Genomic DNA, 11,426 nt, shown 5'->3' with positions numbered 1-11,426 from the left:
GGCCGAGCCGACCCGACCCGGCGATCCACACAACCCGCCGGACGCCCCGGAATCGCGCATACCTACACCACTTGGATCATGCTCGAAGCCCCAACAACTCCCAGAAAAAAACACGCGCCCCGCGTCAGAGCTCCCGCCGTATAATTTGATTCCAAATGACCAGGCGGCCGACTCGGGCCGTCCGGACTCGGCGAGGAGACCCAGGGAGCGCCCGTGACCGGCCAACCATCCATCACCGAGGCGGAGAGGCTTGCCGAGGCGAAGCTCGGCGGCATTCCCATTCGCCGGGAGCAGATGGCGGCGGTGGCCAACATCTACCGGGCGGCGTCGGCCGTCAGGCAGCACCTGGAGAACTCGGTGCTGCGCGGCTCCGACCTGACCTGGACCGCCTTCGTCGTCCTGTGGGTGGTGTGGGTGTGGGGCGAGTCGGAGACCCGGCACGTCGCCGAGGAGGCGGGCATCTCCAAGGGAACATTGACCGGTGTGTCCCGCACGCTGGAGTCACGCGGACTGCTGCGGCGCACCGGTCATCCCACCGACGGCAGGCTGGTCCTTCTCAGCCTCACCGACAAGGGCGAGGACTTCATGCAGCGGGTGTTTCCCGCATTCAACGAAGAAGAGGCCTTCGTGACCGCGCAGTTGAGCAGCGCGGAGTGCCGCACCCTCGCCGAAGGGCTGCGAGCCGTGGTACTCCAGGTCGAAGAGCACGGTGAGGAGCGTCGTCAGGCCCTGCTGGACGGCGCGGAGCCGGCGCCGAGGCGCAGCGGGCGCCGCCCCAAGGCCTGACCCGTTCTCGTAGTGGGGCCGCAACGAGCCGCGGCCCCACGCCTTCGTCGGGTCCGGGTGGTGCAGGCCACGCCGATCGGTCCCCTCAACAGGTTCTGCGCGCGGCTTGCACCAGCGCGTCGAACAGGCGCTGCTGGGCGGGATCCTCGTGGGCGGTGTCCTCCGGGTGCCACTGCACGGCGACGAACCAGCCGGCCGTATCCGTCCGTTCGACGGCTTCGATCGTTGCGTCGGCGGCGCGGGCGGTGACGGTCAGCCCGCTGCCCAACCGGTCGACGTGCTGGTGGTGGTAGCAGGACGCCTCGACCTTGTCGGCACGCGTGATCCGGGCGAGGGCCGAGCCGCTCGTGAGGGTGACGGGGTGCCCGATGTGCCGGTGCTCGCGCTCGGGGCCGCCCATGTCCTGGTGCAGCGTTCCGCCCAGAGCGGTGTTGACCACCTGCAGGCCGCGGCAGATCGCCAGCAGCGGAAGCCCCGCCGCCATGGCCTGGCGCGCGACTTCGAGGTCGAAGGCGTCTTGTTCGTCGTCCACGTCGTAGACGGTCTCGTGCGCGTCCGCGGCTCCGTAACGGCGCGGCGCGATGTCCCCGCCGCCCGGGAGCAGGACGCCGTCGAACCGGTCGAGGCGGGCGGCGACCTCGGCCGGATCGCTCGTGCCGCCAGGAGCGTGCGGGTGGATGGTGGCAGGCTCGCCGCCCGCCCGCCAGACCGCCTCGATCAGGGCGCGGGCATTGACCTCGGCGGCGTAGCGCAGGGCTGAGGTGGTGGCGGAGAAGCGGGCCGGGACGGCGATCAGGGGCCGGGGGGCGGGCTTCACAGCTGGATCCAGGTGGTCTTCAGTTCGGTGTACTTCTCCAGGGCGTGGGCGGACTTGTCCCGTCCGTTGCCCGACTGCTTCATGCCGCCGAACGGCACGGTGAGATCGCCCTCCTCGTAGCAGTTGACCCACACCGTGCCGGCCTTCAGTGCGCGGGAGACGCGGTGGGCGGTGGACAGATCGGAGGTCCACAGTCCTGCGGCGAGCCCGTACTCGGTGGCGTTGGCGAGTGCCACGGCCTCGTCGAGGTCGTCGAAGGTGAGGACGGACAGGACGGGACCGAAGATCTCCTCGCGGGCCAGGCGGCTGCCGGGGTCGACTCGGTCGAAGACGGTGGGTTCCAGGTAGACACCGCCGGTCTCGGTGTGAGTGCGGCCGCCTCCGGTGCGCAGGCGGGCGCCGTCGTCGGCTCCGTGCCGGATGTGGTCGAGTACGCGGGTCAGGTGGCTCTCACCGACCAGGGCGCCCATCTCGGTGGCCGGATCGAGGGGGTCGCCGACACGCAGGGCGCGGGCCCGCTCGACGACGGCCTCGGTGACACGTTCCGCGACGGAGGTGTGCACCAGCAGCCGCGAGGGCGCGGTGCACATCTCGCCCTGGTTGAAGAAGATCCCCCAGGCTGCGGTGGCGGCGGCCTTCTCCAGGTCCGGGGCGTCGGGGAGGACGATGTTCGGTGACTTGCCGCCCAGTTCCAGCCAGACGCGCTTGAGGTTGGAGTCGGCGGCGTAGCGCAGGAAGTGGCGGCCGACGGCGGTGGAGCCGGTGAACGCCAGGACGTCGACGTCCGGGTGGAGTCCGATGGCCCGCCCGGTGGTGGGGCCGAGACCGTTGACCACGTTGAGCACACCCGGCGGCAGGCCGGCCTCGCTCGCGACGGCGGCAAGGAGCAGTGCGGACAGCGGTGAGTTCTCCGACGGCTTGAGCACGACTGTGCATCCGGCCGCGAGGGCGGGGGCGACCTTCCAGCCCGCGAGCGTCAGCGGGAAGTTCCAGGGCACCACCGCGCCGACCACGCCGGCCGGCTCCCGGGTCACCAGGGCGAGGGCGTCCGGTGCGGTGTGCGGCGACTCGTCGGTGAGCTTGTCGGCCAGCTGTCCGTACCAGCGGAAGGTGTTGATGACGGCACGCAGTTCGATGTCGTGGGCGTCCGTGATCGGCTTGCCCATCTCCAGGCTCACCGTCAGGGCGAGTTCCTCGCGCCGCTCCTCCAGCCGTTCGGCGATGCGCACGAGGACGCGGCCGCGGTCGGCGGGTGTCAGACGCGGCCACGGCCCGGTGTCGAAGGCACGGCGCGCCGCGGCCACGGCCGCGTCGACCTCGGCGGAGCCGCCGTCGGCGACCTCGGCGAGCACCTGGCCGTCCCGTGGCGAGACCACGGTGAAGCTGTTGCCGCCACCGGCTTCCTCGACGCCGTCGATGTGATGCGCACCGGACAGCTTGAGTGCCTTGGCTCGGCGGAGCCATTCGTCGCGGGTGACAGCGGGCATGCAGTCCTCCAGACCACGTTGATTATTTGATATCAAACGATTTGGATACGGCTACGGCTTTGGCCGCCTCCGGCGCGCATACCGGATCCCGAGCGCGCGCCTGACAGCGGGCGCGCGCCGGAGGCGGGAGAGGATCAGCCGCCCTGCGCCGCCCGGCCCCGGGCATGCCTGATGCGTTCGTTCACCACACCGAGCGCCATCACCACCGGTACCGACAGCACGAGCCACACGGCCGTACTCGCCTCACCGCCGATGAGGGTGGTGAAGTTGGCCAGGATCAGCCAGATGGCGCCCGCGAGGCCGAGCGCGCCCAGCGTCGGCGCGATCCGGGTGTTCCACAGGCGGGCGTCAAGGCGCCGGCGCCGGAAGAAGACGACCACCGACACCGAGGTCAGCAGGTACAGCAGCATCATCGCCAGGACGGCGAGTCCGCTGAACCAGGAGAAGAGGGTCAGTACCGGATCCTTGCCGGCCAGCGCGAAGGGCAGGACGAGGACCAGGGCGACGACGGTCTGCACGCAGCCGGCGATCCAGGGCGATTGGCGGGCGTTGAGCGTACCCAGACGGTGCGGCAGCAGCCCCTCCCGGCCGAGCGAGAACAGGTAGCGGTTGGCCGAGTTGTGGAAGGCGAGGATGCCCGCGAACAGGGACGTGGCCAGCAGGAACGGCAGCACGTCGTTCACCCAGCCGCCGAACTGCGCGGCGATCGGGGCGAAGACGAAACCGGAGGAGTCGCCGCTCTCCAGCGCCTTGCCCGCCGCCCCCGCGGCCTTGGAGGGGCCATAGGCGGAGATCAGCATCCAGGACGTCAGGGCGAAGAAGCCGGTGACCACGACCACCGACAGATAGGTGGCCCGCGGAACGGTTTTCTTCGGTTCCCGGGCCTCCTCGCCGTAGATGGCGGTCGCCTCGAAGCCGAACATGGAGGCGAGGGCGAACGTCACGGCAACGCCCGGGGCCCCCTGCAGGGCGGACGAAGGGGAGAAGCTGTCGGCCACACCCAGGCCCTCGGGACCACCGCCCTTGAACAGGGTGACCAGCCCGAACAGCAGCAGGATGCTGAACTCCGCCAGGACGAACACGGCCAGGACCTTGGCGCCCATCTCGATGCCCGCGGCTCCCAGAACCTGCACCACGACCATGGTGACGAGCACCCACGCCCACCACGGCACGTCGAGACCGGTGTGGTCGGCGACCAGGCCGCTCATGGTCGCTCCGTACAGGCCGTACATGGCGGCCTGGATGGTGCAGTACGCGAACAAGGCGATACCGGCACTGCCGGCGCCGACGGTCCCGCCGAGACCCTTGCCGATGTACGTGTAGAAGGCGCCCGCGTCGACGACGTGTCGGCCCATCGCGACGTAGCCGACCGAGAACAGCAGGATCACCGCTCCCGCCAGCACGTAGGCGGCGGGCGTACCGGACCCGTTGCCGATGGCGACGGATATCGGGGCCGCCCCGGCGATACCGGTCAGTGGGGCCTGAGCGGACAGGACGAAGAAGACGATGCCCAGGACACCCAGGGCATTGGGTTTGAGCGTGGCTGCGGTGGATGCGTCCCGCACGGTCCGCTCTGCGGAGACCGTCTGACTGTCCACTCGGATCACCTGCCAAAACAAAGATAGGGGGGATCGTTTCAGGCCAAACGAGTTGCCCCATCGTGTGGCGTAACTATCCGTTTGGCAAGGGGTTCGGGGCCAGGAATCCGTCGGCGCCGCGGATTCTTACTGCGCCGTGACCTGCTGCCGGCCCGGTGTACGTTCGATCCCCCGTACGCGTCAGGCGTCGTCCGACCCCTCGGCCAGCCCCTGCAGCAGGGTCCGCAGCTCCGCGAGGGCCTCTTCGGTGACCTCCCGCTCGCCGAACACGAGCTGGTGCAGCACGAGGCCCTCCAGCGCGGCGAAGACCAGCCGGGACAGACCCCGGTCGACCGGCCGGGGCAGCATCCGGGTCAGCTGCCGCCGCGTGGCCTCGAAGTACTCCTCGTACAGGGCACGCAGGTGCGGCAGCAGCTCCGGCCTGCGACGGGCCTCGAGGAGCAGCTCGTACTGGAAGGCCTGGAGGTCGGGACCGGACTCGACCATGTCCGCCAGCCCCGTGGAGAAGTCCGAGACCTTGCCCGTTCCGGTGTCGAGCGTGCTGCTGATGAGGGAGGACCGGATGGCGTGCGTGACGGCCTCCTCGATCAGTGCGTCCCGCGAGCCGAAGTGATGCACCACGAGGCCGTGGGTGACCCCGGCCTCCTCCGCCACGGCCCGGTAGGTGAGCTTGCGCAGCCCGCCCTGGGCCACCACGCGCACGGCGGCGTCGAGCAGGGCCACGCGCCCGGCCCCGTAGTTCTTCACGCGCTTGCGGGGGCGGCTCTCACCGGCGGGCTCGACGGGCTCAGTCATGCCGCCGACCCTACCGACGCCGCTGAGCTCAGCGCTTCGGCGGCCTGATACCACGGAACTCCCAATCGCCGCCGAGGGCGGTGGACAGCACCTCCTCGGACTCGGTCGGCTGGGCGCCGACGTCGGTGCGGATCGCGGTCGGTCCGGTGACGATGTGGTTGGTGAGCCGTCCGAGGCCCTCGACCTCCACCTCCACGACGTCGCCCGGCTGTACGGGCCGGGAGTTCGCCGGGGTGCCGGACAGGAGCACGTCACCGGGGTAAAGGGTGATGGTGCGGGCGATGTCGGCGACGAGGTAGTGCATGTCCCACTTCATCTCGTCCGTCGAACCGTCCTGGACGACCTCGCCGTTGACGTACGTCCGCAGGCGCTTGCCGTGGAAGTCCCAGTCGGTGACCAGGCCGGGGCCGAGCGGGCAGAGGGTGTCGGAGCCCTTGACGCGGAGCATGGACCCGGAGTCGGTGTCGCGGAAGTCGTGCAGGCCGTAGTCGTTGGCGACCGTGTAACCCGCGATGTACTCCCCCGCCTCCGCGGGCGAGATGTTGCGGGCGGTCCTGCCGATGACGATGGCGACCTCTCCCTCGTAGTTGAGCCACTTGCAGCCCTCGGGGCGGACGATCGCGCCCTGGTGGGAGTTGAGGGACGAGGTCGGCTTGTGGAAGTAGGTGGGGGTGTCCGGAAGTCCGATCTGGAACTCGTCGACCCGGCTGCGGTGGTTGAGGTGGACCGCGATCACCTTCGAGGGGACGACCGGGGGCAGGTGCCGGGCTTCCTCGATCTTGACGCGGCGGCCGTCTCCGGCGACGAGTTCGTCGCCGTCCCGGACGGTTTCGACGACGGCGCCGTCGAGGAGGATGCGGCGGTACTCGGGCATGGCGGGCTGCCTTTCTGTGGGCGTTCCTAGACGCGGCGGTGCGGATGGCGAGGGGCGGGGGGCGTGGGCAGGCCGGTGCCGGTCCAGCCGTCGGCCGGGCGGTCGAACCAGAGGTGGACCTGTCCGGTGCCGATGGAGTTCTCGTACTCGCCGTACTGGCGGGCCTTCGCGGTGCAGGCCTGCTCGCCGAGTGCGCCGGCCATCATCAGGTAGTGGAAGAACTTCGCCTCGGGCTTGTACTTCCAGAACTCGTCCATGGTGTCGAGGACCTTGTCGTGGCGGCCCTCCTTGAACCAGGCGATGCGCTCGTGGTCCGCTTCGCGGGCCTCGGGCGTGAAGATGTGCACCGGGTCGCCGGCCTCGTGGTCGCGCAGTTCGCGCAGCGGCCAGAAGGTGTGCGAGAGGGCCCCGGAGGCGATCACCAGGACACGGCGGCCTGGAGTCGCGGCGATGCCGTCGGCCAGGGCACGGCCGAGCCGGAGGTGGTCCTCCATGTCGCCGGTCTGGCAGACACCGATGGTCACCCACCGCTTGTCGGGCAGTCCCTCGCCGAGGAACTTCCACAGGTTGATGGTGGCGTAGTAGATCGGCAGGTACTCGTCGTCGATCGGCGTGATCCAGGTGCCGTGCTTGTCGGCGAACTTCGCGATGTTGTCGGCGAGTTCCGGGTCACCGGGGAAGTCGTACGGCATGCGGCACATGCCCCGCGGCAGCTCCTCGGAGGTGAACAGCCCCGCGCGCCGCGCCTGTGCGGTGACGACGAACTCGACGGTGGTCGCCCAGTGCGAGTCCAGGACGACGACCGTGTCGTAGTCGTCGCGCTCGAAGACGTCCTTGCGCAGCTGCTGGAGGCCGGTGACGAGGGTGATCTCCTTGCCCTCGTTGAGCTCCAGCCGGTCGGCCTCGGGCAGCACGATGGTGGGGACGTGGGCGAGCAGGCCCGCCCCGACGATCTCACCCATGGTTCTTCCAGCCCTTCGGGGCGGTCACGGTGTTCTTGAGGTCGCAGTAGAAGTCAAAGCTCCAGGTGCCACCCTCCCGGCCGACGCCGGACTGACGGGAGCCGCCGAAGGGGGCCTGCAGGTCGCGGACGAAGAAGCAGTTGACCCAGACGGTGCCCGCGACGAGCTGGGAGGTCACGCGTTCGGCGCGCTCCGGGTCGCCGGTGGCGACGGTGGCGGCGAGGCCGAAGCGGGTGTCGTTGGCGAGGCGGACGGCCTCGTCCTCGGTGGCGAAGGTCTGCAGGGTCAGGACAGGTCCGAAGACCTCCTCCTGGACGATTTCGGAGTCCTGGGCGACGTCGGTGAGCAGGGTCGGGGCGTAGTACTGGCCGTCCTTGCGGTGGCCGCCGATGACCGCGCGGGCGCCGGCAGCGATCGCCCGCTGCACGAAGCCGTCGATCTTCTCCAGCTGGCGGGGGTGGATGTTGGGGCCGATGTCGGTGGCCTCGTCGCGCGGGTCGCCCTGCTTGAGCTGCTCGGCCTTCTCGACGAAGCGGCGCGTGAACTCGTCGACGATCGATTCCTCGACGAGGAAGCGGGTCGCCGCCAGGCAGACCTGCCCGGCGTTGTCGTACTGCTCCACCGCCAGGTCGACGGCCAGGTCGAGGTCGGCGTCGGCGAATACCAGCAGCGGGGACTTGCCGCCGAGTTCGAGGCTGAGCGGGGTGAGGTGGGCGGCGGCCGACTCCGCGATCCTCTTCGCGGTCGGTACGGAGCCGGTGAAGCTGATCCGGCGCACGTCCGGGTGCGAGGTGAGGGCGTCGCCGATCTCCGAGCCGTACCCCTGGACGACGTTGAGGACGCCGGCCGGGAGTCCGGCCTCGGCGGCGATGTCGGCGAGCAGCGAGGCGGTCAGCGGGGACCACTCGGCGGGCTTGAGGATCACGGTGTCGCCGGCGGCCAGCGCCGGCGCCACCTTCCAGGTGGCCAGCATCAGGGGCGCGTTCCACGGAGTGATCAGCACGCACGGGCCGGCCGGGTCCCACGAGACGTGGTTGGTGTGGCCGCGCGTCTCGAAGTCCTCGTGCTCCAGCTGCAGCAGCCAGTCCGCGAAGAAGCGGAAGTTGTGGGCCACGCGCGGCATGACGCCACGGCGGTGCGAGCGCAGCAGGGCGCCGTTGTCGTTGGTCTCGACGATGGCCAGGTCTTCGAGGTGCTTTTCGACGCCGTCGGCGATGGCGTGCAGGATGCGGGCCCGCTCGGCGCGCGGCGTTGCGGCCCAGCCCGGGAAGGCGGCCTTGGCGGCGGCCACGGCGGCCGCGGCCTCCGTCGCCGTACCGCGGGAGATCTCGCCGAGGGTGCTGCCGTCGACAGGCGAGGGGTCGGTAAAGGTCTCGCTGGAGGCGACGCGCTCGCCGCCGATCCAGTGCCGGGTGTCGACGGCGACCCCGGCCACGGTGGTGATGTGTTCGCTCATGATCCGAACTCCAGGTGGTCGATGCGGTGACGGGGCGGTGACGGGGGGCTTACTCGGCGCCGGAGGTGCCGGACTCCAGCAGGCGGCCGCCGTCCCAGACCACGCCGACCTGCCGGTAGTAGGCGGCGATCGGTTCGCGGATCTCCAGGCGGGCCAGCTCCTCGGTGGGCGCCTCGAACAGCTCCAGCTCGGCGTCGCCGACCCACGGCTGCCCGCCCTCGAAGGAGGCCGCTCCGGACTCGATCAGCTCGTCGAGAGCGAGGCCCTTGCCCTTCTCGATCGACGGCAGCCAGCGGTGGTGGGCCATCGGGTGGCCGTTGACGAAGCCATTGGTCTCGGAGGGCTCGCGCAGGGTGACCACGGCCTGGGCCAGACGCCGGTCGGCGGCGGCGAGGGTGGCGCCGAAGCGCGCTCCGGCCTCGATACGCGGAGCGGGGCCGTAGGGATGCGGGCGGGTCTGGTGGATGGAGCCCAGCTTCTTCGGGTAGCCCTGGTGCAGTCCGCGGGCGATCGCGAAGTCCTTGTCGACCCAGATGTAGACGCACCGCGTGTACGTCTGCCCCTTGTACTTGCAGCGGACGACCGCGAAGGCCTCCTTGTACTGGGAGAGCACCGGGTCCAGCAGCTCATCCCCCGAGGCGGAGCAGGACTGCCAGTCGGCCCAGATCAGCGCGACCGCACCGGGGTCCTCGTCGGCCAGCTCCAGCGGCTCGGGCAGCAGTTCGCGCACGCGGGCGGGGTCGGTGCGGTACTCGACGGTGAGCAGGTCGCCGGAGTAGCGCCACGGCGGCGAGGGGATCAGCGACGAGGCGCCCGTCGGCGTCTTGGGGTGGAAGTATCCACGCAGTCCACGGTCGGTGGTCATGGTCAGGGGTTCCTTAGGCGGTGAAGGCGGGCTGCTTGAGCAGTTCGGCGCGGTGGCGGGCGGCGGCGGCAGCGGCGGCCTGTCCGCCGAGGGCGACGACGCCGACCAGGCGGCCGCCCTGGTGGTAGCCGGCCAGGACGTCACCGTCGAGGTCGCCGTCGAGGACGCGCACGTCGTCCTTGCCGAGGGCGGGGGCGCCGAAGGACTGGAGGCGGAAGTCGTGCTGGTCGCTCCAGAAGGTGGGGAGCGGGGCGAACGGCGCCGAGTCGACGTCCTCACCGGCGAGATGCGATACCAGCACCTTGGCGGCGTGCTTGGCGGTGTCGGTGGGAATGGACCAGTGCTCGACGCGGCGCGGCACGCCGTCGTAGCGGGCGTTGGGGAAACGGGCGACATCGCCGACGGCCACCACGTCGGGGTGGCCGCCGACCCGCAGATGCTCGTCCGTCAGTACGCCGTCGCTGAGGTCGAGGCCGTTTTCCTGGAGCCACTCGGTGTTGGCGAGGGAGCCGACGGATTCCACCACGACGTCGGCGGGCAGCACCGTGCCGTCCCCGAGGACCACGCCGGTGACGCGGTCATCGCCTTCGAAGGCGGTCACGCCCGTACCGAGGGCGAAGCGGACACCCCGCTCCTCGTGCCGCTTCAGCAGCGCCTTGGCGAGCGTCTCGCCCAGCGGCCCCACCATGGGCAGGGGCAGGGGGTCGACGACGGTGACCTCGGCGGCACCGAGGGCGACGGCGGTGGCGGCGACCTCGCAGCCGATGAAGCCGGCTCCGACCACGACCACGCGGGCGCCCGGACGGGTCAGGGCCTCGCGCAGTCCCTGGGCGTCGGCCAGCGTACGGACGGTGTGCCGCCCGGCGACGGGGCCGGGGCAGCCAAGTCGTCGGGGTCGCATACCCGTGGCGACGACCAGCCCGGCGTACGGCAGGGTCTCGCCGTCGTCCAGCCGGACGATCCGCCGCGAGAGGTCAGCCGCGACGACCTTCGTCCCGAGTCGCCATTCCACGTCCGAGACGCTCGCGCGGGGCCGGAAGGCCAGCGACTCGAAGGGCGCCTTGCCGGCGAGGACCTCCTTGGACAGCGGAGGCCGGTTGTAGGGCATGTGGGGTTCGTCCCCGACGAGCGTGATCGCCCCCTCCCAGCCGGCCGCGCGCAGCTGCTCGGCGGCGCGCAGACCGGCCATGGAGGCGCCGACCACGACGATGCGTGCGCTCACGGCTCAGGCCTCGATCCGGATGGCCTGCAGCGGACAGACGTCGGCGGCCTCCTCGACCTCGTCCCGCAGCGCGTCGTCGGGATCGCTGACGTAAGCCAGGCGTCCGGCTTCGTCGAAGCTGAAGACGTCGGGTGCGGCGAAGACGCACTGGCCGTGGTCCTGGCACTTGTTCATGTCGACGACGACCTTCATGGCCGGTCCTCCTGTGAGGCGTCGGGGCAGGGAGAAGCAAAGAAGCAAGAGGGGCCCGGCCCGGATGAGACCGGGCCCCGGCCAAAGGGGTGCGGCGGACGCCGGATGCGGCGGACACCGAACCCCCTACTCGTTTGGCTTCAAACAACATAGGAAGCGGCCAGGCCCTGGTCAAGAGCTATCCGCATGGATAAATTTTTCGGGCCGACCTCTTGCAAGGAGGTGGCGGGATCCATACCGTTTGGCATCAAACAACGAGTGCGGCTCCTGCTCCTCTCCCCGCAGAACGCAGTACGACGCCGCCCCTCTGCCCCTTCCCCCAGTGCCCCAGAGGCCTGGGAGGCGCCCCAAATTCCCCTAGAGGAGACACCG

General features: G+C 70.4%; 11 protein-coding genes. 1 reads left to right on the top strand and 10 read right to left on the bottom strand.

Annotated elements, in window-relative coordinates:
* The first annotated feature begins 213 nt into the window (after nucleotides 1-213).
* Nucleotides 214-786 (top strand): MarR family winged helix-turn-helix transcriptional regulator, encoded by a 573-nt coding sequence (locus ABT114_RS00450; protein WP_351136950.1) that lies wholly within the window; start codon nucleotides 214-216, stop codon nucleotides 784-786.
* 85 nt (nucleotides 787-871) lie between these two features.
* Here ABT114_RS00450 and ABT114_RS00445 read toward each other — a convergent pair whose 3' ends face one another.
* The 10 genes from ABT114_RS00445 to ABT114_RS00400 all read right to left on the bottom strand — a co-directional run bounded on the left by ABT114_RS00445 (nucleotide 872) and on the right by ABT114_RS00400 (nucleotide 11,054).
* Nucleotides 872-1,603: a gamma-glutamyl-gamma-aminobutyrate hydrolase family protein gene (locus ABT114_RS00445; protein ID WP_351136949.1), complete on the bottom strand. Its 732-nt coding sequence runs from the start codon at nucleotides 1,601-1,603 to the stop codon at nucleotides 872-874.
* Nucleotides 1,600-3,090: an aldehyde dehydrogenase gene (locus ABT114_RS00440; protein WP_351136947.1), complete on the bottom strand. Its 1,491-nt coding sequence runs from the start codon at nucleotides 3,088-3,090 to the stop codon at nucleotides 1,600-1,602. Before ABT114_RS00440 ends, ABT114_RS00445 begins: the two co-directional genes overlap by 4 nt.
* Nucleotides 3,091-3,224: 134 nt before the next feature.
* Entirely contained in the window at nucleotides 3,225-4,688 is a 1,464-nt protein-coding gene (locus ABT114_RS00435) for an APC family permease (protein WP_351136945.1), read from the bottom strand.
* Nucleotides 4,689-4,868: 180 nt separating this feature from the next.
* Nucleotides 4,869-5,483 (bottom strand): TetR/AcrR family transcriptional regulator, encoded by a 615-nt coding sequence (locus ABT114_RS00430; RefSeq protein ID WP_351136943.1) that lies wholly within the window; start codon nucleotides 5,481-5,483, stop codon nucleotides 4,869-4,871.
* A 28-nt stretch (nucleotides 5,484-5,511) separates the two neighbouring features.
* Nucleotides 5,512-6,357 carry a fumarylacetoacetate hydrolase family protein gene (locus ABT114_RS00425; RefSeq protein WP_351136941.1) on the bottom strand — a complete coding sequence of 282 codons (846 nt, stop codon included), beginning with the start codon at nucleotides 6,355-6,357 and terminating at the stop codon, nucleotides 5,512-5,514.
* Nucleotides 6,358-6,383: 26 nt separating this feature from the next.
* The gene (locus ABT114_RS00420; RefSeq protein WP_351136939.1) at nucleotides 6,384-7,319 is read right to left on the bottom strand and encodes a 3,4-dihydroxyphenylacetate 2,3-dioxygenase; all 936 of its coding nucleotides are present in this window, start codon (nucleotides 7,317-7,319) and stop codon (nucleotides 6,384-6,386) included.
* Entirely contained in the window at nucleotides 7,312-8,775 is a 1,464-nt protein-coding gene (locus ABT114_RS00415) for an aldehyde dehydrogenase (RefSeq protein WP_351136937.1), read from the bottom strand. The genes ABT114_RS00420 and ABT114_RS00415 overlap by 8 nt, the downstream gene beginning before the upstream one ends.
* A 49-nt stretch (nucleotides 8,776-8,824) precedes the next feature.
* Entirely contained in the window at nucleotides 8,825-9,640 is an 816-nt protein-coding gene (locus tag ABT114_RS00410) for an acetoacetate decarboxylase family protein (protein WP_351136935.1), read from the bottom strand.
* A 13-nt stretch (nucleotides 9,641-9,653) separates the two neighbouring features.
* Nucleotides 9,654-10,862 (bottom strand): NAD(P)/FAD-dependent oxidoreductase, encoded by a 1,209-nt coding sequence (locus ABT114_RS00405; RefSeq protein ID WP_351136933.1) that lies wholly within the window; start codon nucleotides 10,860-10,862, stop codon nucleotides 9,654-9,656.
* Between the two features lie 3 nt (nucleotides 10,863-10,865).
* Nucleotides 10,866-11,054 (bottom strand): ferredoxin, encoded by a 189-nt coding sequence (locus ABT114_RS00400; RefSeq protein WP_351136930.1) that lies wholly within the window; start codon nucleotides 11,052-11,054, stop codon nucleotides 10,866-10,868.
* Nucleotides 11,055-11,426: the final 372 nt, after the last annotated feature.

Origin of the sequence: Streptomyces sp. NPDC002088, from assembly GCF_040296605.1 — a bacterium.
Lineage (GTDB): Bacteria > Actinomycetota > Actinomycetes > Streptomycetales > Streptomycetaceae > Streptomyces.
Note: the sequence above shows the minus strand (reverse complement) of the source record. Positions and strands in the feature narration are given on the sequence as shown.